At 67.0% G+C, this 23,529-nt stretch carries 23 protein-coding genes and 4 tRNA genes; 3 read left to right on the top strand and 24 right to left on the bottom strand.

Annotated elements, in window-relative coordinates; translation table 11 throughout:
- Positions 1-36: 36 nt before the first annotated feature.
- The 9 genes from ACLBW1_RS12985 to rplJ form a co-directional block, all read right to left on the bottom strand.
- Complete coding sequence (locus tag ACLBW1_RS12985; protein ID WP_447812263.1) at positions 37-1,311, bottom strand: MCE family protein; 1,275 nt, start codon at positions 1,309-1,311, stop codon at positions 37-39.
- Positions 1,308-2,351: an MCE family protein gene (locus tag ACLBW1_RS12980; RefSeq protein ID WP_447812261.1), complete on the bottom strand. Its 1,044-nt coding sequence runs from the start codon at positions 2,349-2,351 to the stop codon at positions 1,308-1,310. Before ACLBW1_RS12980 ends, ACLBW1_RS12985 begins: the two co-directional genes overlap by 4 nt.
- 13 nt (positions 2,352-2,364) lie before the next feature.
- Positions 2,365-3,438 (bottom strand): MCE family protein, encoded by a 1,074-nt coding sequence (locus ACLBW1_RS12975; RefSeq protein ID WP_447812260.1) that lies wholly within the window; start codon positions 3,436-3,438, stop codon positions 2,365-2,367.
- Positions 3,435-4,766, bottom strand: a complete 1,332-nt coding sequence (locus ACLBW1_RS12970) for an MCE family protein (protein ID WP_447812259.1) — start codon at positions 4,764-4,766, stop codon at positions 3,435-3,437. The genes ACLBW1_RS12975 and ACLBW1_RS12970 overlap by 4 nt, the downstream gene beginning before the upstream one ends.
- A gap of 3 nt (positions 4,767-4,769) precedes the next feature.
- Positions 4,770-5,630, bottom strand: coding sequence for an MlaE family ABC transporter permease (locus ACLBW1_RS12965; protein WP_045823813.1), 861 nt, complete (start codon positions 5,628-5,630; stop codon positions 4,770-4,772).
- 12 nt (positions 5,631-5,642) lie between these two features.
- Entirely contained in the window at positions 5,643-6,449 is an 807-nt protein-coding gene (locus ACLBW1_RS12960) for an ABC transporter permease (RefSeq protein ID WP_434214478.1), read from the bottom strand.
- Between the two features lie 44 nt (positions 6,450-6,493).
- Complete coding sequence (locus ACLBW1_RS12955) at positions 6,494-7,615, bottom strand: ABC transporter ATP-binding protein (RefSeq protein WP_447812258.1); 1,122 nt, start codon at positions 7,613-7,615, stop codon at positions 6,494-6,496.
- Positions 7,616-7,811: 196 nt separating this feature from the next.
- On the bottom strand, positions 7,812-8,198 hold the full coding sequence (gene rplL / locus ACLBW1_RS12950; RefSeq protein WP_447812257.1) for a 50S ribosomal protein L7/L12: 387 nt from the start codon (positions 8,196-8,198) through the stop codon (positions 7,812-7,814).
- Positions 8,199-8,267: 69 nt separating this feature from the next.
- Positions 8,268-8,840, bottom strand: coding sequence for a 50S ribosomal protein L10 (gene rplJ, locus ACLBW1_RS12945; RefSeq protein WP_447812256.1), 573 nt, complete (start codon positions 8,838-8,840; stop codon positions 8,268-8,270).
- 598 nt (positions 8,841-9,438) lie between these two features.
- Here rplJ and ACLBW1_RS12940 point away from each other — a divergent pair.
- Complete coding sequence (locus tag ACLBW1_RS12940; RefSeq protein ID WP_447812957.1) at positions 9,439-11,487, top strand: CocE/NonD family hydrolase; 2,049 nt, start codon at positions 9,439-9,441, stop codon at positions 11,485-11,487.
- A gap of 168 nt (positions 11,488-11,655) precedes the next feature.
- Here the strand turns inward: ACLBW1_RS12940 and ACLBW1_RS12935 are convergent, their stop codons facing one another.
- The 13 genes from ACLBW1_RS12935 to ACLBW1_RS12875 all read right to left on the bottom strand — a co-directional run bounded on the left by ACLBW1_RS12935 (position 11,656) and on the right by ACLBW1_RS12875 (position 19,222).
- On the bottom strand, positions 11,656-12,159 hold the full coding sequence (locus ACLBW1_RS12935; protein ID WP_447812255.1) for a TIGR04338 family metallohydrolase: 504 nt from the start codon (positions 12,157-12,159) through the stop codon (positions 11,656-11,658).
- Positions 12,156-12,977, bottom strand: coding sequence for a DUF2786 domain-containing protein (locus ACLBW1_RS12930; RefSeq protein WP_447812254.1), 822 nt, complete (start codon positions 12,975-12,977; stop codon positions 12,156-12,158). Before ACLBW1_RS12930 ends, ACLBW1_RS12935 begins: the two co-directional genes overlap by 4 nt.
- Before the next feature lie 108 nt (positions 12,978-13,085).
- A complete protein-coding gene (gene rplA / locus ACLBW1_RS12925; protein WP_447812253.1) occupies positions 13,086-13,808 on the bottom strand; it encodes a 50S ribosomal protein L1 in 723 nt (240 codons plus the stop codon).
- Between the two features lie 92 nt (positions 13,809-13,900).
- Complete coding sequence (gene rplK, locus ACLBW1_RS12920; protein ID WP_434214483.1) at positions 13,901-14,335, bottom strand: 50S ribosomal protein L11; 435 nt, start codon at positions 14,333-14,335, stop codon at positions 13,901-13,903.
- 93 nt (positions 14,336-14,428) lie between these two features.
- Positions 14,429-15,274 carry a transcription termination/antitermination protein NusG gene (gene nusG, locus ACLBW1_RS12915; protein ID WP_447812252.1) on the bottom strand — a complete coding sequence of 282 codons (846 nt, stop codon included), beginning with the start codon at positions 15,272-15,274 and terminating at the stop codon, positions 14,429-14,431.
- Positions 15,275-15,377: 103 nt separating this feature from the next.
- The gene (gene secE / locus ACLBW1_RS12910) at positions 15,378-15,824 is read right to left on the bottom strand and encodes a preprotein translocase subunit SecE (protein WP_447812251.1); all 447 of its coding nucleotides are present in this window, start codon (positions 15,822-15,824) and stop codon (positions 15,378-15,380) included.
- 97 nt (positions 15,825-15,921) lie between these two features.
- Positions 15,922-15,994: transfer RNA gene (locus ACLBW1_RS12905), tRNA-Trp, on the bottom strand.
- Between the two features lie 221 nt (positions 15,995-16,215).
- Positions 16,216-17,301, bottom strand: coding sequence for a fused (3R)-hydroxyacyl-ACP dehydratase subunits HadA/HadB (locus ACLBW1_RS12900; RefSeq protein WP_447812250.1), 1,086 nt, complete (start codon positions 17,299-17,301; stop codon positions 16,216-16,218).
- 160 nt (positions 17,302-17,461) lie between these two features.
- Complete coding sequence (gene rpmG, locus ACLBW1_RS12895; protein WP_045823858.1) at positions 17,462-17,629, bottom strand: 50S ribosomal protein L33; 168 nt, start codon at positions 17,627-17,629, stop codon at positions 17,462-17,464.
- An 83-nt stretch (positions 17,630-17,712) separates the two neighbouring features.
- Positions 17,713-17,786: transfer RNA gene (locus ACLBW1_RS12890), tRNA-Met, on the bottom strand.
- A 38-nt stretch (positions 17,787-17,824) separates the two neighbouring features.
- A tRNA-Thr gene (locus ACLBW1_RS12885) sits at positions 17,825-17,897 on the bottom strand.
- A gap of 153 nt (positions 17,898-18,050) precedes the next feature.
- A tRNA-Tyr gene (locus tag ACLBW1_RS12880) sits at positions 18,051-18,134 on the bottom strand.
- Between the two features lie 179 nt (positions 18,135-18,313).
- A complete protein-coding gene (locus ACLBW1_RS12875; protein ID WP_447812249.1) occupies positions 18,314-19,222 on the bottom strand; it encodes a hypothetical protein in 909 nt (302 codons plus the stop codon).
- Between the two features lie 219 nt (positions 19,223-19,441).
- On the opposite strand from ACLBW1_RS12875, the gene ACLBW1_RS12870 reads away from it, so the two are divergent.
- Entirely contained in the window at positions 19,442-19,933 is a 492-nt protein-coding gene (locus ACLBW1_RS12870) for a YajQ family cyclic di-GMP-binding protein (protein ID WP_434214487.1), read from the top strand.
- A 4-nt stretch (positions 19,934-19,937) separates the two neighbouring features.
- On the opposite strand, the gene htpX is transcribed toward ACLBW1_RS12870, so the two are convergent.
- Both htpX and ACLBW1_RS12860 read right to left on the bottom strand, forming a co-directional pair.
- Positions 19,938-20,804, bottom strand: coding sequence for a zinc metalloprotease HtpX (htpX, locus tag ACLBW1_RS12865; RefSeq protein ID WP_447812248.1), 867 nt, complete (start codon positions 20,802-20,804; stop codon positions 19,938-19,940).
- Between the two features lie 83 nt (positions 20,805-20,887).
- Positions 20,888-21,904 (bottom strand): polyprenyl synthetase family protein, encoded by a 1,017-nt coding sequence (locus ACLBW1_RS12860; RefSeq protein WP_447812247.1) that lies wholly within the window; start codon positions 21,902-21,904, stop codon positions 20,888-20,890.
- A gap of 132 nt (positions 21,905-22,036) precedes the next feature.
- Here ACLBW1_RS12860 and ACLBW1_RS12855 point away from each other — a divergent pair, with 132 nt between their 5' ends.
- Positions 22,037-23,311, top strand: a complete 1,275-nt coding sequence (locus ACLBW1_RS12855; RefSeq protein WP_447812246.1) for a geranylgeranyl reductase family protein — start codon at positions 22,037-22,039, stop codon at positions 23,309-23,311.
- Positions 23,312-23,529 lie beyond the last annotated feature (218 nt).

Below are 23,529 nucleotides of genomic sequence, written 5' to 3'. Positions count from 1 at the left end.
ACCGGCGAGAAACGGGATCTGCGAGAGGACATCGGCTCAGCCACCTGTCAATCCGGGCGAGGGCGTACCGGGACGGGTCCCGGGGACCGGTCCACGCCGCTGCTGGTTCTCGCCGCTCATGATGCCGAACGGGAGGTTGAGCGTCGGGGTGGTGATGCCCTTGTTGATCTGGTCGGTGATGTTGCCGCACTGATCGAGAAGCGGACGCAGCGTGTTGCTGAACTGCGTGAACGCGGGGTCGCCCGGCTTGAGCTTGCCCAGGTCGAGCAGCTTGCAACCGGCGCCGGCGAGGTTCTGCAGCTCCGGCAGCACCACACGCAGGTCGAGGGTTCCCGACTCGGCGTTGTAGGCGTTGATGAGGTTGTTGATCGTCACCGGGAGCACCGTCAGCAGTTCCTTCTGCTGGTCGGTGGTGTCGGCCAGGGTCTGCGCGGTCGGGATCAGTTCCTTCACGCGGTCGCCGAGGGCGATCCGGTTGTCCTGTACGAAGCCGGCGACGTCGCCGAGGGCGACCGACAACTTGTTCAGGGCCTCACCGAGCTGCGAACGCTCACCCGCGAGGAACGAGGAGAACGAGTCGAGCTGGGTGTTGAACTGACGTACCTGCGCGTCGTTCTCGGCCAGCGCACCGACGAACACGTCGAGGTTCTTCACGGTGTCGACGAGGCTGCCGCGCGAGTCGCTCAGGGTGAGTGCGGCCTTCGAGAGCTGGTCGATGGTGGCACCGAGCTTCTCGCCGTTGCCCTTCAGGTTCTGGGCACCGGTCGTGATGACCTGGCTCAGCGCGCCGGTCTTGTTGGCGCCCTGCGGGCCGAGCGAGTTCGACAGCTTCTGCACGCTCGAGTACAGCTGGTCGATCTCGACCGGCACCATCGTCTGGTTGAGACTCAGGTTGATCTCGCCGCCGGCCTTGGCCATCCCCTTCTGGTAGGTCGGGGTCAGCTGGATGTAGCGGTCGGCGACCACCGACGGGGTGATCTGCACCGCGCGCACGTCCTTGGGCAGGTCGTGTCCGCCGTCGACGGTGAACACGATCTTCACCTTGTCGCCCTGCGGGTCGACGGTGTCGACCGAGCCGACCTTGACGCCCATGATGCGCACGTCGGTGCCGGAGTAGATGCCGACGCTGGACTTGAAGTAGGCCGTGACCTTCGTCTGGTTCAGCGAGGTGAACAGCCACCACAGCGACCCGGCGATGATCAGCGCCACCACGACACCCACCACCAGGAAGGCGATGTGGCGCGGGGTGAACCAGCGCCCGGGACCCGAGGAGTCGCGCAGGTCGTGGCGGGGTGCGTTCGTCGTCATCATCCTGTCGCCCCCGTTCCACCGTTGTTGAGCTGCTGGTTCTTGTTCGGCGGCCGCGTGGTGTTCTGCGCGGGCAGACCCGGCGGCAGGATGTTCGTGATCACCGAGTCGAACCAGCGACCGCTGCCGAGCACGTTCGCGTAGAGCCGGTAGAACGGCGCGAGATTGGTGATGGAGTCACGCAGGTTCTGATCCTGTTTCTGCAGCAGGTCGGTCACGCCCTTGAGCGATTCCAGGGCCGGGCCGATCTGCTTCTCGTTGTCGCGGACGATGCCGGTCAGCGTCGTCGACAGCTGCGACGTACTGCTCAGTAGCCGTGAGATCGCGGTCTGGCGGGTGTTGAGCTCCTGCAGCAGATCACCGGCACCGGCGATCAGGCGGGTGAACTCCTGGTTGCGGTCGGCCAGGATCTTCGAGGTGCCCTTCGTCGCGTCGAGGAGCTTGCGCACCTCCTGATCGCGGCTGGCGATCGTGGTCGACAACCGGGTCAGGCCGTCGAGTGAACCACCGAGTTCCTGCGGGGTGCCCGAGAACGCGGCCGACAGGGTCCGGAAGCTCGTCGCGAGCTGATCGGTGTCGATCTCCTGGATGTTCTCCGACGCATCGTTGAACGCCTCGATCACGTCGTACGGCGACGTGGTCTGGGTGATCGTCTTGCCCGGATCGGCGAGCTTGTCACCGCGCGGCTCGATGGCGAGGTACTTCTGCCCGAGCACGGTCTTGATCTGGATCGACGCCGAGGTCTGGTCGCCCACCCAGGTGTCACCGACACCGAAGGCGACCTGCACCTTGTTGTCGACGATGTCGACGCTCTGCACGGTGCCCACCTTCACGCCGGCGACACGCACCTCGTCGCGCGGCTTGAGCCCCGCGGCCTCGGTGAAGTCGGCCTTGTAGACCGTGCCCGCGCCCACCAGCGGCAGGTTCGCCAGATAGAACGACGACAGCGCCGCCATGATCAGGATCGCCAGACCCAGCGCTCCGACGGTGACCGGGCTCCGCAGAGGGGTGTCCGGGCGGCGGTTCTCTTTTTTGTCAGCCATGTTGTCCCTCCCCTCAGCTCGGCGGATCGTCGTTGGCCCAGCATCGCGTCGCGACGTTGGTGTAGAACACGTAGTTCAGATCGGGCAGCGGGATCAGCGGCTGGCTCAGCATCGTCGACTTGCCGTTGCCGGCCACCAGGTCGATACCGCAGAGATAGAACTGGAACCACGAGCCGAACGTCGCCGCACGGCCGATCTTGGCCGCCTTGATCGGCAGGTTGGTCAGCGTCTTCTCGACCTCACCGCGGCGCTCGTTGATGCGCTGCGAGAGCTGGTCGAGGCTCGCGATCGATCCCTGCAGCGACGGTCGGACCGGCGTGAGGATCGAGTTGGTCACCGCGGTCAGGTTCGACACCGACGTGATCGCCGAGCCGACCGAGTTCTTCTGCGCCGCGAGGCCGGTCACGAACTTCTCGGTGGTCGTCAGCAACGACGTCAACTGGTCGTCGTGCTGGTTGATGTTGTCGAGCACCGTGGTCAGGTTCGTGATCAGCTCGCCGATCACCTTGTCCTTGTCGGCGATCGTGTTCGTCAGGTCGGCGGTGTCGGACACGAGGTCGGTGATGGTGCCGCCCTCGCCCTGGAAGACCTTGATGATCTCGTCGGACAGCTTGTTGACGTCCTCGGCGGTCAGCTGCTGGAACAGCGGACGGAAACCGTTGAACAGGTCGGTGAGGTTGACCGAGGGGTGGGTGTTGGCGATCGAGATCGTCGACCCCTTCGACAACATCGCGCCGTTGTCACCGGGTCCCCGTTCGAGGGCCAGGTAGCGCAGACCCGTCAGGTTGCGGAACTTGATGTAGGCCTGCACCCCGTCGGGCAACTTGTCGCGGTTGATGGAGAAGGCCACCATCGCCTTGTCGTGGTCGTAGACCTCGACCGACTTGACCTGTCCGACACGCACACCGGCGATCCGGACGTCGTCGCCCTGGTTCAGCAGCGAGGCATCCGAGAAGACGGCCTTGAAGTCGTTGCCACCGCCGGCGCCGGAGTTGGCGATCGTGATGCCCAACGTCGCGGTCGCCACCACGGTGATCACCGCGAAGATGATCAGCTTGATCAGCGGCGAGTAGAAGTTGTTCTTCACTTGACGGTCACCTGCGCCCCCTGCATGCCCGGGGCGACGATCTGCGCGATCCAGCCGGGGACCTGATCGGGCGTGGTGCCCGCCTCCGACGCCATGATCGCCTGGAGGGCGACCTTGTTCTGCGGGTCGTCGTAGACGCTGGGCGTGATGGTGCCCGCCGGCTTGCCCGAGAAGTCCGGGACCGGCAGTTCCTGCACGTTGCGCGGGCCGGGGTTACGCGACGGCGGCTGGTAGGAGCCGTCGTTGAGCGATCCGCCCGGGTACTGCGGGAACGGGCGACCCGACTGGTAGTGGTGCGGGTAGCAGATCGGTCCGCGGTTCTCGAGCAGTCGCGGCTCGTCCTGGTTCGGCAGGTACCGACCGCGCGGGTTCGAGAACGTCAGGCTCACTCGCACGCCCGGGTTCTTCGTCCCCTTGCCGACGATGTTGCCGACCTCGGGGATGAGTCCCGCGAAGTTCTTGAACGTGCAGCCGAACGCCGGTGACTGCTCGGCGATCGCCGAGAGCAGCGGCTCGGAGTCGATCGCCAGGGTCAGCAGATCGCGACGGTTGGTGGCCAGGAAGTCGGTCGTGTCGACCGCGGCCTTGGTCACCGTCGAGATGAACCCGCGCAGGTCGCCCTGCTTCCCCACCAGGGTGTTGGTGGTGGTGCGCAGCGAGTCGAGGGCGTCGACGATGTCGGGCAGCGCCTGCGAGTACGTCTGCGAGAACGACGCCAGACCACGCAGGGTCCCCTGCAGCTCGGGCATGTTCCGGTTGACCTGGGTGAAGATGTTGTTCAGCTCCTCGAAGCTGGTCCCCAGCCGCTCACCGTTGCCGGTCAGCGCCTTCGAGAGGGATCCGAGCGTGACGCTGAGGTCCTGCGGCGGGATCGCCTCGAGGACCGGCAGCAGCTTGTCGAACAGTGCCTGCAGCTCCAGTGCGTTGCCGCTGGAGTCGGTGCGGATGGTCGAGCCGTTGGTCAGCGTCGGGCCGCCGGGATCCGACGGCAGCTGCAGCGCGACGTAGCGCTCACCGAACAGCGTCTTCGGCAGGATGCGGGCGGTGGTGCCCGCGGGGAGCATCTTCGCCTTGTCGGGCTGGAGTCCGAGCTGGACGGTGACGGCGCCGTTCTCCGACGCGACGACCTTGTTGACCTGACCGACGATGAGGCCGCGGACCTTGACGTCGGCCTTGTCGGGCAACGCGTTACCGGCGGAATCGGTGGTCAGGTTGACGTCGGTGAACGACTGGAAGCTCTGGTTGAACTTGAGGATGGTGCCGCCGATGAACAGCGCGACCACGACGAAGAACACCAGGCCCAGCAGGCGGGTACGGAGAACACTCATGGATCAGCCCGCCACCCTCACGCTGGTGCTGGTTCCCCAGATCGCGAGACCCAGGAAGAAGTCGAGGACCGCGATGAGCACCAGTGCCGATCGGACGGCACGTCCGACCGCCACGCCGACGCCGGCCGGGCCGCCGCTGGCGTAGTAGCCGTAGTAGCAGTGCACCAGGATGATCACGAAGGCGAACACCAACACCTTGCCGAACGACCACAACACGTCGGCCGGTGGCAGGAACAGGTTGAAGTAGTGGTCGTAGGAACCCGACGACTGGCCGTTGAACTGTGTGTTGACCACACGGGTGGCGATGTACGCGGCGAGCAGTCCGAGCACGTAGAGCGGGATGACGGCGATGAAGCCGGCGATGACGCGCGTGGTCACCAGGAACGGCACCGACGGGACGGCCATCACCTCGAGGGCGTCGATCTCCTCGGAGATGCGCATGGCGCCGAGCTGGGCGGTGAAGCCGCAACCGACCGTGGCCGAGAGCGCGAGACCGGCGACGAGCGGCGCGACCTCACGGGTGTTGGCGTACGCGGAGAGGAAGCCGGTCAGTGCCTGCGACCCGATCTGATCGAGCGCGGCGTACCCCTGCAGACCGACGACGACACCGGTGAAGCCGGTGAGCAGCACCATCACGCCGATGGTCCCGCCGATGATGGCCAGACCACCCGCACCGAAGGCGACCTCGGCGAGCAGCCGCAGCAGCTCCTTGGGGTAGTGCTTGATGGTGCGCGGCGTCCAGGCGACGGCGCGACCGTAGAACGACATCTGCGTGCCGGCACCGTCGAGCACCTTCAGCGGTGCCGCGACACCCTTGCGGATGCGGTAGTTGAGCAGGTCGGCCCTGCTCTTGGCGATGGTCATCTATGCACTCCCCTACGAACCCTTGGCGGGGACGATCTGCAGATACACCGCAGTGATGATCAGGTTGGCGAAGAACAGCAGCAGGAACGTGATGACCACGCTCTGGTTGACCGCCTCGCCGACACCCTTCGGGCCACCGCTGGGGGTGAGGCCCTTGTAGGCGGCGATGACGCCGGCGATCACACCGAAGATCGCGGCCTTGAGGGTCGCGACGTACAGGTCGGGCAGCTGCGCGAGCGCGCTGAACGACGCGAGATACGCACCGGGCGTGCCGTTCTGCACGACCACGTTGAAGAAGTACCCACCGCCGATGCCGACGACACACACCAGGCCGTTGAGCAGCGCACCGACGAGCACCATCGCGAGCACACGGGGCACCACGAGACGCTGGATCGGGTTGATGCCCAGCACCCGCATCGCGTCGATCTCCTCGCGGATGGTGCGCGACCCGAGGTCGGCGGCCACCGCGGATCCGGCGGCGCCGGCGATGAGAAGCGAGGTGATGATGGGCGCGGCCTGCTGCAGCACGATCAGGACGCTGGCGGCACCGGTGAACGATTCCGCACCGAGCTGCTTGATCAGCGACGACGTCTGCAGCGACACGATCGCTCCGAACGGGATCGCGATGAGCGCCGTCGGCAGGATGGTGACACTGGCGATGAACCAGGCCTGCTGGATGAACTCCCGCAGCTGGAACGGGCGCACGAAGATGTTGCGTGCGACGTCGATGAAGAGCTGGACGATGTTGCCCGTCTGCGTGAGCGCGGAGTTACCGGCCCGCTGCACCTTCTCGACGCCACGCGTGGTGGCTGAGCTCATCGACGACCCACCATCGGGCGGGTACGCCGTGATCCGACGATCATTCAGTTCCCTCCGCGGTAGGCGGGGAACTGCTCGGTGTTGTCGTTCGACCCGGCGAACTGCTTCTCCGTGTCCACCTTCTGCGACCGGTCGGACTGGCCGGAACGCTCGTGGGCCTCGGCGTTGTTGCGGCGGACCTCGTCCTCGGCCTCCTGCGACTCCCGGATCGCCCGCTGCGCGTTCTCCGGCAGCTCGTGCATCATGTCCTCGACGCGCTGACGGTGCCGCGCCGACGCCTTGCGCTCGGGCATACCGGGATTGGGCTGCACCTGCGGGATGATCTCCGAGAAATCGTCCTTCGTGCCGCCGCCGCCGATGCCCGCATCGGCCAGCTCCTGCTCCTGCGCCGCGGTCGCGTCGTCCTTCTCCTCGGACATGCCGATCGGACCGAAACGGTCACCGGAGAGGAACTGCTTCACCGCGGGCTCCTCGGAGGTCAACAGGACCTCACGCGGCCCGAACATGACCAGCTCCTTACGGAACAGCATGCCGATGTTGTCGGGGATGGTCCGCGCGATGTTGATGTTGTGCGTGACGATCAGGATCGTCGCGTCGATCTCGGCGTTGATGTCGATCAACAGCTGCGAGATGTAGGCCGTACGCACCGGGTCCAGACCCGAGTCGGGCTCGTCGCACAGGATGATCTGCGGATCGAGCACCAGGGCGCGGGCCAGACCGGCGCGCTTGCGCATACCGCCGGAGATCTCACCGGGCAGCTTGTCGCCGGCGTCACCGAGACCCACCAGGTCGAGCTTCTCCATCACGATCGACCGGATGTCGCTCTCGGACTTCTTGGTGTGCTCACGCAGCGGGAACGCCGTGTTGTCGTAGAGACTCATCGAGCCGAACAGCGCGCCGTCCTGGAACAGGACGCCGAACAGCTTGCGGATCTCGTAGAGCTCCTTCGACGAACACTTCGTGATGTCGGTGCCGTCGACGATCACCGACCCCTGCTCGGGGTGCAGCAGCCCGATGAGGGCCTTGAGGAACACCGACTTGCCCGTACCCGACGGGCCGAGCAGCGCGCTCACCTCACCCTCGGGGAGCGTCAGTGTGACGTCGCGCCAGATGTTCTGCGATCCGAAGGACTTGGTGAGTCCCTCGACGCTGACCTCCACACCCACGTAAAACTCCCTACTGCTGTGCCACCCCGGTCTGTGGTTGGAGTCACTCTAACCCACCGTTCGCCATCGACGAACATCAACGCGACAATTCGTGCGCACACCGAAAATAACTGTTGTGACCTGCAGATACGACAAGGCCACCCCGCACCGCGGGGTGGCCTTGTGCAGATCTGGAACGAAAAGCGTCCAGATGGAATTACTTGACGGAGACCTTGGCGCCGGCCTCTTCGAGCTTGGCCTTGGCGGCCTCGGCGGCATCCTTGTCGACCTTTTCGAGGATGGCCTTGGGGGCGCTCTCCACGAGGTCCTTGGCCTCCTTCAGACCCAGACCCGAGACGACCTCACGGACGACCTTGATGACCTGGATCTTCTTGTCGCCCGCGCCCTCGAGCACGACGTCGAACTCGTCCTGCTCGACAGCGGCCTCGGCGCCAGCAGCCGGGGCACCGGCGGCGGCGACGGCGACGGGAGCGGCCGCGGTGACCTCGAAGACCTCTTCGAACTTCTTCACGAAATCGCTGAGCTCCAGCAGGGTCAGTTCCTTGAACTGATCGATGAGCTCGTCAGCACTGAGCTTCGCCATGGTGGCGTCCTTCCTGTTGTCCCCCGGGACGGGGGAATGTTCCTGGTGTGGTGGTGCGCGCGGATGCGCTTATTCGGCAGCCTCGGTCGGTGCATCGGCAGCAGGCTCTGCTTCCGGTGCGCCACCCTCGGCGGACTTCTTCTCCTGCAGAGCCGCGGCGAGACGCGCGACCTGCGATGCGGGCTGGTTGAACAGCCCGGCAGCCTTTGCCAAGTTGCCCTTCATGGCACCGGCGAGCTTTGCCAGCAAGATCTCTCGGGTCTCGAGGTCGGCGATCTGCTCGATCTCGGCCACGGACAGCGCGCGGCCGTCCATGTAGCCGCCCTTGATGACGAGAGCCTTGTTGTCCTTGGCGAAATTCTTCATCGCCTTGGCGGCGACGACCGGCTCACCCTCGATGAAGGCGATCGCGGTCGGACCGACGAAAAGCTCGTCGAGGCCAGCGACGCCTGCCTCAGTGGCGGCGCGCTTGACGAGGGTGTTCTTGGCGACGGAGTAGGTTGCGCCCTCGCCGAGTGAACGACGCAGCTCCGAGAGCTGCTTGACCGACAGACCACGGTATTCCGTGATGACTGTGGCCGTGGAGCCCTTGAACTGCTCGGCGATCTCCGCAACTGCGGCGACCTTGTCGGACTTGGCCATACTTCGCCTCCTCTCATGTCGATTCGGTGTCGGCCGGAAGGGCCCACTCACGACGAACGCCCCGAGCGCAGGGCATCGGGGCGTAGAGGAAAGACGGCCAGGACATCGGCCACCGAACTTCACACGTCCACCCTGCGTGGGTCGCCGGCGATGAGCCGGACCTTCGAACACCTCCCGGGAGGGAGACGTCGACCGACGGTCTCTGGTTGAACAGATGGTCCCGCGGGCCTGGGCCCGCGAGTGCATCGGTGGCCAGAGTAGCGGCGCACGCACCGATCGGCCAAATCGACGCAGGTGAGCGCGTTCCGGCGGCCGCGGAACGGACGGAAATCCGGTACGCACGTCTCAAGGTGTAGACATCGTTACCAAATCGGGGAGGTCCATCCCGCTCTGGTCACAAGTTCCTACGGTGCCGTATCCATACCCAATAGGCTGGGTTACATTCGGCTGGAGCAGCTGACGTGACCTGTGCCACATGACGGGGTGCACACGCCAGACCATGACGGAGTGGACACAGCGAGATCCCGGCCCTGCCGGCCTCGCTCCCCACAGCGAGGCGACACCCATGAGCGTGCAGGTCGATCCACCCGAGTTGCCGATGGCCGAGGGTCTCGGCGGCGCCACCGCCGCAGCCCAGACCGCCCCCGCCCTCCCCCATCCGTCGACACCGGGTCCCGAGCGTCGTGTGCGCCCCACCCCCCTGCCCACGCTCCCCCTCGGCGACCCCACCGGCGGCGCCGACGCCCTGCGGTGGAAGCACCTCGTCGACGGCCCGCTGCGCCACCCGCACGTCAGCATCGACCGCGACGTCGAGATCCGGATGTCCGACGGCGTGCTGCTGCGCGCCACCGTGATCCGACCGGCCGACGCCCACCGCCGCGCGGTGTCGACGGTCTATCCGGCCGTGGTCAACATCAACCCGTACAACCGTGCCCTGCTCGACATGATCGACACGGCCATCCACTCACCCGTGGTCGGACGCGGCGTCCGCGGTCTCGCGGGCACGGTCAACATGACCGGAACCCCGCTCTCCGGGGTCACCGACGTGACCCGCACGCTCTCCGGCGGCGCGCTCGATGTCTTCGGCATCAACCGCAACCTGGTGCGCAGCGGCTACACCCAGGTGATCGTCGACGTCCGCGGAACCGGTGCCTCACACGGCAAGTGGCAGATCCTCGGTGCCCGCGAGCAGCAGGACTCGGTGGAGATCTGTCAGTGGGTCGCCGCACAGCCGTGGTGCGACGGCACCTACGGCATGGCCGGCTGGTCGTACTCGGCGATCAACTCGCTGCAGGCCGCCGACAAGCGACCCGAGGGACTCAAGGCGGTGTTCGCGGTCGAGGGATGCGAGGACATCGTCCGCGACATCTACATCACCGGCGGACTGCCGTCGGCGTTCATCCCGCTGTGGCTGTCGATCGTCAACGTCCTCAAGTGGATCCCGAACCCGGCGACGTCGGTGCGGGACATCCTGCGCGGCAACGCCGTCAAGTGGTTCGCCGACCGCGTGGCCTCACCGGCGACCGAGGTCGGTTCCCTCGCCTGGGGTTTCCTCACCGGACACGACGACCGCGTGTACGACGACCCGTATTTCGACGAACGCGACCCCGTGGTCGACCGCATCGACGTACCGACGTTCCTGTTCGGCGGATGGCACGACCTGTTCGGTCGCAGCGCCACCTCGATCTACTCCCACCTGAAGATGGAACCCGGCCGCAAGCAACTCGTGGTCGCCGACGGCTATCACGTCGACGCCGGGTCGGGCTTCGGCGGACCGACACATCCGCCGCGGGTCGACGTGCTCGAACGCGCGTGGTTCGACAAGTGGCTCAAGGGGATCGACAACGGCGTCGACAACTACGGGCCGGTGACCCTCGAGCAGCAGGGCGGTTCGTGGACCTCCGGCGACTGCTTCCCGCGGGCCGGGGCGACGGTCCGCCGTCTCTATCTCGACGACAAGCGTTCGGGCACCGCGTCGCACGCCGTGCACGACGGCACCCTCGGCGGGTCGCCGGTCACGAAAGGCCGATCGCTCGGTGTCCGGCCCGACATGCGCGGGCTCCGGTCGCGCGACATGACCCAGGTGACCGCAGGCATCACCGCGATGCTCGGCAAGGACTTCACCACCGACGCCCGCCACCAGGAGGGTGGGGCGCTCGCGTTCACCACGCCGCCGGTCACCGAGCGCACCCAGATCAGCGGCGCGATGAACCTTCGGCTGCACGTCTCGACCTCCGGCCAGGAGGGCATCTGGGCGGTCACGGTCAACGACGTCGCCCCCGACGGCACGTCGCGCGTCCTCACCAACGGCGCGCTGACGGTGTCGAACCGGGCCATCGACCACGACCTGTCGGAGTACGCCGAGGACGGCACCCTGCTGACGGCGCACCATTACCTCAGCCGCAAGCGCAAGCTGCCGGTGCCCGCCGATGTCGCGCTGCCCATCGACGTCGACCTGGTACCCACCGACGCCGTGCTCGACATCGGGCACCGCCTGCGCGTCGACGTCTACGCGGGCAGCGTCCCGCGCTACCTCACGGTGATCCCCGACCTCATCCGCGCCCACGGTCGCAGGCAGGACCTCGTCCTCGACCCGAAGCACCCCAGCTACCTGACCTTCCAGGCCATAGGCTCCCCCGGCTGGTGACCGCACGACCCCAGTTGGGCCGTCGTTTTCCTCAGTTGGGCCGTCGTTTTCGTCAGTTGGGCCGTCGTTCCCGCCAGGTGGGCCGTTGTTTCCGCCGGTTGGGCCGTCGTTTTCGCCAGTTGGGCACGTAACGACTGCAGTTGGGCACCTCCGTGAGTCGGCAGGTCGTCAGCGCAACGCGATACCGCTGTCGGTGAAGATCACGCGGTAGACGAACCCGGCCTCGGGGCCGAGGACGTCGGTGACCAGATCCACGAGGGTCGTCACGAACTCCGGCCCGTGCGGGGCGGCCCCGCGATCGGTCAGATGATGCGCCACCTCGTGCAGCACCACCAGTTCCCGCAGCGCCCAGCGGCCCTCCGCCGATTCGGGCACGGCGATCACCGGTGCCGGCGACATCTCGTAGTGGGCGCTGCGGTGCCCGCGACGGGCGCGAACCGCGACCGCATCGATCGCCGCGGGAAATCGCTCTCGCACCGACGGGCGCGCGAGCACCCGGTCGACGTAGGTGCGTACCGACTCGACCGATCCGAACCGTCCCTCCGGCGGGAGTGTGATCGACGTGCCCGCGAGTTCGACCGTGGGGTGCGCCGACTCGAACAGCGAGAGCACCATCGCCTCGGCGGCGTAGAGCGCGGAACGCTGCGAGTCCCGACCGGCGGCGGGACTCACCCCGATTCCAGCGCGCCGCGACTCCCGTCGAGGTGACCCTGTTCGCCGAGCCGGGCACGACGCCCCGCGGTGTCCCCGGCGCGGCGTGCCGCCTCGGAGTACCCGGCACTGGCACTCGATCCGCGCCACGTGCCGCGGGCGGTCGACTCTGCGCGATGGAAGTCGACGACGGCGATCTCTTTGTCCCGCAGGGCGATCTGGGTCGACGACGACCGTGCCGACGTCGCCGCGACGGCCTCGGCCCGCGCCTCGTCGCGAGCCTCGGTGAGGCGGAGACCGATCCGCTCGGCGAACGCCGATTGGAAGTTGAGCCGGGCGGTGATGGGTGACAGCGGGGTCTGCTCGACCACCCGACGGGTCCGCCACCGCGAGTGCTGGGTGACCACCTTGTGGGCGACCTCGTTCTTGTAGCCGCCGGCTTTGAGATAGGCGTCGCTCGCCGCGACCATCTGCACCACCAGCGAACTGTAGAGCGCCTCGGTGCTGTCGATGTCGCCCGAGAACCCGTAGGCGAGAACGAAGGTGGAGTTGCTGGCGACATCGACCTTCACGTCGTTGGCGTGGGCGATCGCGACGAACAGCGCCACGTAGGTGCGCATGCCGCGCTTGCCCTTCGTGCCGATCGCGATCTGACGTGCCACCGGCGCGGTGCGTGCGGCGGCCGGATCATGCGCGCGGGCGACCGCGAGATCGATCGACGCCGCCGTCGCCAGACGCTGCGCCGCCTGCATGAAGGTCTGGGCCTCGTGCTCGTTGTCGGTGCCCTCGGCCTGGCGGAGCAGCCCCGCGATCCGGGTCAGGAGTTTGTCGTCACGCATATCCCTCAGACTATCGAGAGCACGATTCGGTTCCACGGCAGCGCAAAAGAGAACTCCCCACGACGAGAGGTGATCGTCGCGGGGAGTTCTCGGTACAGCTGTGACTGCTCAGGCCTGGGCGTCGGCGGGAACCGCGTAGTTGCGGGTCACGGCCGGATCGACCGGGATGCCGGGGCCCGAGGTGGTCGAGACGGTGACCTTCTTGAGGTACCGGCCCTTCGCCGCGGACGGCTTCGCGCGGAGGATCTCGTCGAGCGCGGCGCCGTAGTTCTCGGCGAGCTGCTCGGGCGCGAACGACGACTTGCCGATCACCAGGTGCAGGTTCGAGGCCTTGTCGACGCGGAAGTTGATCTTGCCGCCCTTGATCTCGTTGACGGCCTTGGTGACGTCGGGGGTCACGGTGCCGGTCTTCGGGTTGGGCATGAGACCACGCGGGCCGAGGACGCGTGCGATACGTCCGACCTTCGCCATCTGATCCGGCGTCGCGATCGCGGCGTCGAAGTCGAGCCAACCGCCCTGGATCTTCTCGATGAGATCCTCGGCGCCGACCTCGTCGGCACCGGCGGCGGTCGCCTCGGCGGCCTTGTCGCCGACGGCGAACACGATGACGCGGGCGGTCTTGCCCGTGCCGTGCGGCAGGTTCACGGTGCCGCGGACCATCTGGTCGGCCTTGCGGGGATCGACGCCGAGACGGATGGCGACCTCGACGGTGGCGTCGTACTTCGACGAACCGGTGGCCTTCGCCAACGCTGCAGCCTCCAGCGGGCTGTACAGGTTGTCCTTGTCGATCTTCTCGGCCGCGGCCAGGTATGCCTTGCTCTTCTTGCTCATGTGTTCATTCCTTCTCCGCAGCTACTGCGGATGGGTGGTGTGCGGACCGAGCCGGTCCTCCCACGCGTTCTGGTTGATTCGGTGGAGACGGCTCAGCCGTCGACCGTGATGCCCATCGACCGGGCGGTGCCGGCGATGATCTTCGCGGCCTGCTCGACGTCGTTGGCGTTGAGGTCTTCCTGCTTGGTCTTGGCGATCTCGCGGACCTGGTCCATCGTGACCTTGCCGACCTTCTTGCTGTGCGGCTCTCCCGAGCCCTTCTGCAGACCGGCCGCCTTGAGCAGCAGCTTCGCCGCGGGCGGGGTCTTCAGCTTGAAGTCGAACGAGCGGTCCTCGTAGACCGAGATCTCGACCGGGATGACCGTGCCACGCTGCGACTCGGTCGCGGCGTTGTAGGCCTTGCAGAACTCCATGATGTTCACGCCGTGCTGACCGAGCGCCGGACCCACGGGCGGGGCGGGGTTGGCCGCACCGGCCTGGATCTGGAGCTTGATGATCCCGGCGAGCTTCTTCTTCTTGGGGGGCATCTCTCTTTTACCTTCGTGTTGTCTTCGTGTGTGTCCGACGACCCGGTCGCACCCGGTGTCGGACGGATCGCGTCCGCTTTCAGACGCGAAATCTCAGATTTTCTCGACCTGTGCGAAGCCGAGTTCGACGGGGGTCTCGCGACCGAAGATCGACACGAGCACCTTGACCTTGCGCTGCTCGGCGTTGACCTCGGAGATCGAGGCGGGCAGCGTCGCGAACGGACCGTCCATGACGGTGACGCTCTCGCCGACCTGGAAGTCGACCTCGATGATCGACGCCGACGAGGTCTCGCCACCGTCGGAGCTCGCGCCCGATTTGCCTGCGACGGGCTTCTTGGCCTCGGCGCGCGGCAGCAGGAACTGCAGCACTTCCTTCATCGACAGCGGCGACGGCTTGGAGGTCATGCCGACGAAACCGGTGACGCCGGGGGTGTTGCGCACCGCGCCCCACGAGTCGTCGTTGAGTTCCATGCGCACCAGGATGTAGCCGGGCAGCACCTTGCGCTGCACCTTCTTCTGCTGGCCGTTCTTGACCTCGGTGACCTCTTCGGTGGGGACCTCCACCTGGAAGATGTAGTCGCCGACGTCGAGGTTCTGCACGCGGGTCTCGAGGTTGGCCTTCACCTTGTTCTCGTAGCCGGCGTAGGAGTGGATCACGTACCAGTCACCCGGGGCGCGACGCAGTTCCTTCTTCAGCTCCTCGACCGGGTCGACTTCCTCCTCGGGCTCGGCGGGCGCCTCGTCGGTGCCTGCCGCCTCGTCGGTGCTCGCGGTGTCGTCCGTACCGGCGGCCCCGTCGACGATGGATCCGGCGACGGCCTCGGTCAGCTCTTCGGTCGCGGCGACGTCGACCGGCGCGTCCAGGACATCACTGCCCGACTCGATGGCCTCGAGGTCGGCATCCTGGATGCTCTCGGTGTCGTGCTCAGGGGTGCTCACTGCAGCCCACGCTCCCTTTCATTGCTTACCGTGTACGTCGCTTCGAGCGACGCACACCATGGTTGGCGCGAACGCCCGTGCCGGTGTCTCTGGACAGTCGGTGTCAGCCGAACAACCAGAGCACGGCCTTGGCGAAGCCGAGGTCGATGCCCGAGATGAACGCCGTCATCACGACCACGAAGATCAACACGATGATCGTGTAGCGGACCATCTCCGAGCGGGTCGGCCAGATGACCTTCTTGAGTTCGCCGACGACCTGTCGCAGGAACGTCCACAGTCGGACGAACGGGTTGCGGCTGGTGGCCGTCGAGGTGTCGGTCCGGGTGGACCGTTCCTTCAGTGCGACGCCACCGGCGGTGGTGGCCCCGTCGACGTCGGTTGCTGCGCCGCGCTTGCCACGCGGGGTGGACGAACGCTTGCCGCTGGGCCGGGCGTCGGTGTCCGCGGAGGTGGCGTCGGCGCTGTCCGCGCCGGCGGTGGTGTCGGCGTCGGTTGCCTCGGCGTCGGGTACCGACCCCTTCGCTCGGGCAGCTCTGTCGCGTCTGCTCACCTTCATCCTCTCGTCGAACGTGTGTCCGTCACGTGGCCGAGCCGCGTGATGTCCTGCGGTTCACCGAGAGCCGTGATGACACCGTTCTCGGCGAGGGCAGGGGCGACAGGACTTGAACCTGCAACCTGCGGTTTTGGAGACCGCTGCTCTGCCAGTTGAGCTACGCCCCTCTGGGCCGGTGGCAGGCACCGACCCGGTGGACACGACTCCCCGTACACGACCATCGTCGCACCGGAGAAGCCGATACCTTCTTCGTTCCACACAATCAACGCGCCACCCGTGGGCAGCGCGCAGCTCGGTGAACCTCAGACACCCGAGTGTACGACACCCGATCGTGCGAACTCCAATTCGCTGTGGTCACGGACCCGAACGCCCGGACCGGTCGGCGAGGTCAGGAGAACTGGACGCTGGCCAGAGCGCGGCCGAAGATCTTCTTGCCGTTCGACTTGGCCGTCAGCGCGATCTGTCCGCGGCGGGTCTCGGGATCGAGCGACTTCACCTTGGCGGTGAGGTCCATCTGGCCGTACCCGTCACGCGGGACGTAGACCGGCGCGGTGAAGCGCACGTTGTACTCGTAGACCGCGCCCGGATCGCCGACGAAGTCGGTGACGTAGCCCGCACTGATGCCCATGGTCTGCATGCCGTGGGCCACGACGGTGTCGAGGCCGACGATGTCGGCGATCTCGTCACTGAAGTGGATCGGGTTGGGGTCGCCGGCGACACCGGCGTAGTTGATGAGGTTGCCGCGGGTCAGCTTCACCGTGCGCGGCTCGAGCTCCTGGCCGACGGTGAGGCTGTCGAAGCTGATCGCCCCGTACGGCTTGGGCTCGACGGCCGGATCGGGCTCGGTGAAGAAGCCACTGTGATCGGGGATCGTCTGACCGTGGTCGTAGGTCGCGCCCTCGACCAGCATGGTGTGGGCGACGGTCTGCATGAACGACGGCGCCGGGGACTCACCGGCGCGGGCCACCAGCGTGGTCCAGGTGGTCATGACCGGCACGTCGTGCTGGTTGTGGATCTGGTTCTTGGTCACCAGCACGTCGGCGCCGCCCATCTGGCGGTACGAGTCGAGCGACACCACGCAGATCAGGCGGTCGCCCACCTCGACGGGCTTGTGGAACACGAGGCGCTGGTCGGTCTGCAGCATCTTCCACAGATCCCAACCCTCCACCATCTCCTCGAAGAGACGGCGCTGGGCGATCATGCCGGGGATGGCGACGAAAGACAGCGGGGCGATCAGGGTCGAGTGACCGTTCGCGGTGGCCGCGGCCTCGTTCCAGTGCACGGGGTGGCCGTCCTGCACGGCGCGGGCGTACTCGCGGACCTTCTCGCGGCCCACCTCGTAGTAGTCCTCGACCGTGTAGTGGAACCCGACCTGGGCGGCGGTTCGCTCGGCGATCTCCTCGGGCGACAGGCTCGTCTGGTTCGCCATGATGGCGAGGCGTTCCTCGACCGACGCAATGGACTGATCACTCATGTGTCACCGACCTGATCTGTGTTGATTCTCGACCGTGAGGGCGACTGTCGCGGCACGCGCCGTGGTCGCCTGGACGCCGCCTCCCACCGACAACGGATGCTCGGACCGATCGTTGCAGGAGATGACGCGTCCCGCCGGTTCTACCGGCGGGACGGGTGGGTCAGCGCGATTCCTTGTGGCCCTGATGCTTGCCGCAGTTCGGGCAGAACTTCTTGATCTCGAGCCGGTCGGGATCGTTGCGACGGTTCTTCTTGGTGATGTAGTTGCGGTGCTTGCAGACCTCGCAGGCCAAGGTGATCTTGGGGCGCACATCTGTTGAGGAGGCCACGGGGCTGCCTTTCGGGTGGATCGTTCTCGGGTACGGATGCCGGCACCGGTGGGCGCCGCGTCCGCTGAGCTTGTCTCTCGCAGTAGCGATGGCCGGACTCGAACCGGCGACCTAACGATTATGAGTCGTTCGCTCTAACCAACTGAGCTACACCGCCATGGCCGCCCAGGCCGGTGACGGTCTGGGAGTCCAGCGAGCCCCCTAACGGAATCGAACCGTTGACCTTTTCCTTACCATGGAAACGCTCTACCGACTGAGCTAAGGGGGCGGGACCCGAGGCGTTGTTCGACGCCCCGAGAGCCTTGTCGAGGTTACACAGCAGCCCCGAGTGTCGCCAAATCGCTGGGGTCCGACGCTCTGCACGGGTTGCGAGAACCCGTATAAGCGCAGCTCACAAGGACTTTCAGAAGTCCTTGGTGAGTGGTGGCACGTGTAGGATTCGAACCTACGTAGCTTTCGCGACGGATTTACAGTCCGCTCCCATTGGCCGCTCGGGCAACGTGCCGTGTGTCGGACCCGCGCTCAGCGCGATTTGGCGACGCCGTGAAGATTACAACGTCACCCCCGCGGTTGCGAAAACCACTGGTCACGCGTGTTTCGCCGGCGTTGTCGCCCGCACCGGTTCGTGTTGTTCGCACCGCTTGCGCACGGCGCGAACGACGCGATCGGGGGCGAATATCGCCGTCAACGGCTCCGAAGCGCCCGTTCGATGCGCGCGATGACCGCCTGGGGCCGATGCTGCACTTCGTTCCAGCTCCAGCGGACGACGATGTGGCCGAGGTCGACGAGTTCCTGTGCGCGGAACTTCTCCTCGTCGAGCACCTCGCGCAGCGACTTGGTCGAGTACTCACCGAAGTACTTCCCCATCCCGTCGCATTCGCCGACGAGCCCGAACTCTTCCCACCAGAAATCGACACGGGCGACGAGTCGACCGCGATCACAGATCTCGTGTTGGAGCACCGGGGTCGGAAGGGCCGACTCACCGATCACGAGTCGACTCCATGACTCCAGCGGACTCTCGGCACGCGAGTCGAGACCGGCGAGGACCGTTCTCGCTCGCCCGCAGCCGTCGGCGGCACCCATACGCTCGAGCACCGCGGTGAGCTCGTCGACGGTGCACAGTCTGCGATGCAGAGCCGCATCGCCGGTGATGGTCGCCGTGCGCAACGATTCCGATCGTGCGAGATCGACGACTGTGCGTGCCACCGTGGTCGACCAGGCCCCGTCGATGATCGTGAGGTCAGCCGCGGACACATTGCGATGCAGCGACACCAATGACGTCCGCTTCGAGCCCGAGGCGGTTCCGCCCCTTCGCGCGAGCTGCACCCGGTTGAGGTCGGCACCGGTGACCGGGAGTCGCAGATTGATCGCGGCAGTCACGCGTGCCAATGCATCGCCGGCGGGCCGATCCCTGAGCAGCCCCCGGGCCAGGGCGTGATGCCGGTCCTCGGGAAACCGGCCGATGTCGGCGGCAGGCACGAGATGGCCGGGCGCGAGCTCGATCAGCCTGCCGTCGCGTAGCGCTGCGTCCACGGCTGCGCGGGTGTGGCCCTGGGCCGCCAGGCGGCGGCGGGTGGTCGCGATCGCGCTCATGGCTTCAGCGTCTCGGACGCGGCACACACGGAGTCCCGCGATGTGACCACCAGCGAGCGATTGTCCACAGTTGCTCACGACGTGTTCGCGCCATCTGACGTCGTTCGCGCCATGCCACCGAGGTGCGAACGACACGACATGGTGCGAACGGCTCGACAGAGCACGATCCCGTCACCCACCGAATCGGAAAACCGCGCGGGGCTGACTACCCTGGCCCGCATGGCAGATTCATCATTCGACGTGGTCAGCAAGATCGATCGGCAGGAAGTCGACAACGCTCTGAACCAGGCCGCGAAGGAACTCTCGCAGCGCTACGACTTCCGTGGCACCAACACGAAGATCGACTGGTCGGGCGAGGAGACCATCGTGATCACCTCCGACACCGAGGAGCGCACCGAGGCCGCGCTCGAGGTGTTCAAGGAGAAGTTGATCCGCCGCGACATCTCGCTCAAGGCGTTCGACGCCGGTGAGCCGGCGTCGTCGGGCAAGGGCTACCGCCTGTCGGGCACCCTCGTGCAGGGCATCGATTCGGAGAAGGCCAAGAAGATCACCAAGGCCATCCGCGACGAGGGACCCAAGGGCGTGAAGGCACTGATCCAGGGCGACGAACTGCGCGTGTCGAGCAAGAAGCGCGACGACCTGCAGGAGGTCATCTCGCTGCTCAAGGGCAAGGACTTCGAGATCGCCCTGCAGTTCGTGAACTACCGGTAGGCACTCACCGCCCGCCGCGGGCCATCTCCTCGAGGCGCGCGATGCGCTCCTCCATCGGCGGGTGCGTCGAGAACATCCTCCCGATGCGCTCGCCGCCGCGGAACGGGTTGGCGATCATCAGGTGGCTCTGCGCGGCGATGTCGGTCTGCGGGGGCAGCGGCGCGGCCTGCACGCCGCCGGAGATCTTGCGCAGGGCCGAGGCCAGCGCCAGCGGGTCGCCGGTGAGCTCGGCGCCCGAGGCGTCGGCCTGGAACTCCCGCGACCGCGACACCGCCAGCTTCACCACGGTGGCCGCGATGGGTCCGAGCAGCGAGATGAGGATGAGCGCGAACGGGTTGGGGCCGTTGTCGCGGTTGCCACCGAACATCCCGGCGAACATAGCGAAGTTGGCCAGGCCGCTGACGACGGCGGCCATGGCGCCTGCGATGGACGAGATCAGGATGTCGCGGTTGTAGACGTGGCTCAGTTCGTGGCCGAGCACCGCGCGCAGTTCGCGCTCGTCGAGGATCCCCAGGATGCCCTGGGTGCAGCAGACCGCGGCGTTCTTCGGGTTGCGACCGGTCGCGAAGGCGTTCGGCGCGTCGGTGGGGCTGATGTAGAGCTGCGGCATGGGCTGGCGCGCGGTGGTCGCAAGCTCACGCACGATGCGATAGATGACCGGCGCCTGCACCTCGGTGACGGGCTGCGCGTGCATCGCCTTGAGCGCCATCTTCGCGCTGTTGAAGTAGACGTAGGCGTTCATGCCGACCGCGAAGAGGACCGCGACCAACAGGATCGCGGGGCTCTGGAACGCGGCGCCGATCGCGACGATGATCGCCGACATGGCGCCCAGCAGCAGCACCGTCTTCAAGCCGTTTGCGTGCCCGTGCATGGTGGTCGTTCTCCTCGCGCTCAGCGGTGGTGGTTCACCGGCTCAACGGTCGAGGTGGCCCCGGGAGTTCCGGTGGGCGCGCGTCAGCCGATGCGGTCGACGGTGTAGGTGACCAGCGACGTGAGCGCGTCGGTCGACGGGCTCGCCGGTAGCGCGGCGAGTTCGGCGAACGCCTTGTCGGCGTAGCCACGCAGGGTCTCCCGCGCCCGGTCCATCCCCGGTGAGGCGTTGAGGAGCGTGAGCGCCTCGGTGACGTCGGCGTCGTCGACGAGCGGGATCCGCTCACCCGACTCGCTGACGAGCAGGGCGCGCAGTCGGTCGGCGTCGGGGCCGGAGTCGCGTAGCGCGTACAGCACGGGCAGTGTGTGGACACCCTCGCGCAGGTCGGTGCCCGGGTTCTTGCCCGAGTCGTCGGACTGCGAACTGATGTCGATGATGTCGTCGGACACCTGGAAGGCGGTGCCGATGGCGTCGCCGAGGCGCGACAGTCGTTCGATGTCGTCGTCGGTGGCGCCCGAGGTCATGCCGCCGAAGCGCCCCGACGCGGCGATTAGCGACGCCGTCTTCTCCCACACCACGCGCAGGTAGTGGTCGACGGGGTCGGTGCCGCCCTGGTTGCCGATGGTCTCGCGCATCTGGCCGGTGACCAGTTCGGCGAAGGTGTCGGCGATGATGCGCACCGACTCCGGGCCGAGGGTCGAGACCAGGCGCGAGGCACGGGCGAACAGGAAGTCGCCGGCGAGGATCGCGACGCTGTTGCCCCACCGCGAGTTGGCGCTGATGGTGCCGCGACGCATGTCGGCCTCGTCCATGACGTCGTCGTGGTAGAGCGTCGCGAGGTGGATCAGCTCCACGACGGTGGCCGCGGTGATGACCTCGGTCGCATCGGGGCGGGGCCCGAACTGCGCCGCGAGCAGCGCGAACAGCGGGCGGAAACGTTTGCCGCCGGCCTTGGCGAGGTGGGTGGCCGCCTCGGTGAGGAAGTCCTCACCCGAGGACAGTTCGGCGAGGAGCAGTTCCTCGACACGGGCGAGTGACCCGCCGATCTCGTCCGAGAACTGCTCGGAGCCCATGTCGAGCCCCATGAACGTCGTCTTCACGACGCGACTCCCGTCAACCTCGTCTGCACGACTCGGCGCTCCATCTCCCACTGTGTCGGCGAGACTGTTCTCGCCGGACCGTCTACGACCGAGCGTAATCGTTGCGTCGAAGGTTCGGTGATACTGGATCAGGTGACCTCCATCGCCGATGCGGAACAGCAGTCCCCCGCGCCCCTCCCGACGCATGCCGACGTGCTGGTGGTCGGGGCCGGACCGGGCGGTTCGGCCACCGCGGCGCACGCCGCCGACGCAGGCCATCAGGTCGTGCTGCTCGACAACGCGGTGTTCCCCCGCGACAAGACCTGCGGCGACGGACTGACCCCGCGCGCGATCGCCGAGATGGAGCACCTGGGCCTCGGTGCCTACCTGACGTCGCGGCCGAAGATCGTCGGTTTGGCGATGCGGGGGTGGGGCGCCTCGCAACAGATCCGGTGGCCGTCGGGTCGCTTCCCGGCGCACGGAAGTGCCGTCGCGCGAACCGAACTCGACGATCGCATCCGTGTCGCCGCGCTCGATCGGGGCGCGACGATGGTGCAGGGCGTCAAGGCGGTCGGGGTGGTCCGCGACGGTGATCGCGTGAGCGCGGTCGAGGTCGTCGGACCCGCCGGACCGGCGCAGATCCGGGTCGGTCAGCTCATCGTCGCCGACGGCGTGCGCTCGCCTCTCGGACGCGAGCTCGGCCGAGAATGGCACCGCGACACCGCCTATGGCGTCGCGGCGCGCGCATACGTGCGGTCCGATCGCGCGGGCGACGAATGGATGGGGTCCGATCTCGAACTCCACGACGGCGACGGCGGACTGCTCCCCGGATACGGGTGGGTGTTCCCGCTCGGCTCCGAGGACGGCCTCGTGAACATCGGCGTCGGCGCACTGGCGACCGGTAAGCGACCGGCGCACATGGCTTTACGGCCGATCGTCGAGCACTACACGAACTCCCAGCGCGAGCGCTGGGGTCTGCACGGCGAGCCGATGCGCGTCACCTCGGCGCTGCTGCCGATGGGTGGCGCGGTGTCGGGGGTGGCCGGTCGCAACTGGATGCTGGTCGGTGACTGCGCGGCGTGCGTGAACCCGCTCAACGGCGAGGGCATCGACTACGCGATGGAGACCGGGCGCTTCGCCGCGGCCCGCCTCGGCGAGGCCGATCACACCGCCGACTGGCCCGCCCTGCTCGCCGACCACTACGGCGCCGCGTTCTCCGCGGCCCGACGTCTCGCCGGGGTGCTGACCGTGCCGAAGGCGGTGCCGGTGCTGGGACGTCCGGGCATCCGATCAGCGGCGTTGATGTCGATGGTGGTGCGCGTGATGGGCAACCTCATCACCCCCGAGGACACCGACCTCGTCGCACGCCTGTGGCGCACGGCCGGTCGTGCCTCGACCACGATCGACGCGCGTCCGCCCTTCCGCTGACCGTGCCATTAATCGCCGCCCACCGTGCCGAAAAGTCCCGCCGAGTGTGCCGATATCCGCCGCCGACCGTGCCGAAAAGTCCCGCCCACCGTGCCGAAGCTGCCGGCCGAATGCGACGACGCCCTGTCAGGACCGAACCGCGACCATCGGAGCCGTTCGCCACGTACGCGCGTAGTCCTCGTCCCACTCGCGTTGCCCTCGTACACACTCCGGACCCG

This window comes from Williamsia sp. M5A3_1d (assembly GCF_053345315.1).
This window is presented reverse-complemented; position numbering and strand designations above follow the sequence as displayed.

What these genes read in the sequence shown, in the direction of transcription:
- ACLBW1_RS12980 (WP_447812261.1), bottom strand. Translation starts at nt 2,351, where the DNA reads ATGGCTGACAAAAAAGAGAACCGCCGCCCGGACACCCCTCTGCGGAGC.
- ACLBW1_RS12970 (WP_447812259.1), bottom strand. Translation starts at nt 4,766, where the DNA reads ATGAGTGTTCTCCGTACCCGCCTGCTGGGCCTGGTGTTCTTCGTCGTG.
- ACLBW1_RS12900 (WP_447812250.1), bottom strand. Translation starts at nt 17,301, where the DNA reads ATGAGTGATCAGTCCATTGCGTCGGTCGAGGAACGCCTCGCCATCATG.
- ACLBW1_RS12985 (WP_447812263.1), bottom strand. Translation starts at nt 1,311, where the DNA reads ATGATGACGACGAACGCACCCCGCCACGACCTGCGCGACTCCTCGGGT.
- ACLBW1_RS12870 (WP_434214487.1), top strand. Translation starts at nt 19,442, where the DNA reads ATGGCAGATTCATCATTCGACGTGGTCAGCAAGATCGATCGGCAGGAA.
- rplL (WP_447812257.1), bottom strand. Translation starts at nt 8,198, where the DNA reads ATGGCGAAGCTCAGTGCTGACGAGCTCATCGATCAGTTCAAGGAACTG.
- ACLBW1_RS12940 (WP_447812957.1), top strand. Translation starts at nt 9,439, where the DNA reads ATGGCCGAGGGTCTCGGCGGCGCCACCGCCGCAGCCCAGACCGCCCCC.
- ACLBW1_RS12930 (WP_447812254.1), bottom strand. Translation starts at nt 12,977, where the DNA reads ATGCGTGACGACAAACTCCTGACCCGGATCGCGGGGCTGCTCCGCCAG.
- ACLBW1_RS12965 (WP_045823813.1), bottom strand. Translation starts at nt 5,630, where the DNA reads ATGACCATCGCCAAGAGCAGGGCCGACCTGCTCAACTACCGCATCCGC.
- rplA (WP_447812253.1), bottom strand. Translation starts at nt 13,808, where the DNA reads ATGAGCAAGAAGAGCAAGGCATACCTGGCCGCGGCCGAGAAGATCGAC.
- ACLBW1_RS12960 (WP_434214478.1), bottom strand. Translation starts at nt 6,449, where the DNA reads ATGAGCTCAGCCACCACGCGTGGCGTCGAGAAGGTGCAGCGGGCCGGT.
- ACLBW1_RS12875 (WP_447812249.1), bottom strand. Translation starts at nt 19,222, where the DNA reads ATGAGCGCGATCGCGACCACCCGCCGCCGCCTGGCGGCCCAGGGCCAC.
- htpX (WP_447812248.1), bottom strand. Translation starts at nt 20,804, where the DNA reads ATGCACGGGCACGCAAACGGCTTGAAGACGGTGCTGCTGCTGGGCGCC.
- rplJ (WP_447812256.1), bottom strand. Translation starts at nt 8,840, where the DNA reads ATGGCCAAGTCCGACAAGGTCGCCGCAGTTGCGGAGATCGCCGAGCAG.
- rplK (WP_434214483.1), bottom strand. Translation starts at nt 14,335, where the DNA reads ATGCCCCCCAAGAAGAAGAAGCTCGCCGGGATCATCAAGCTCCAGATC.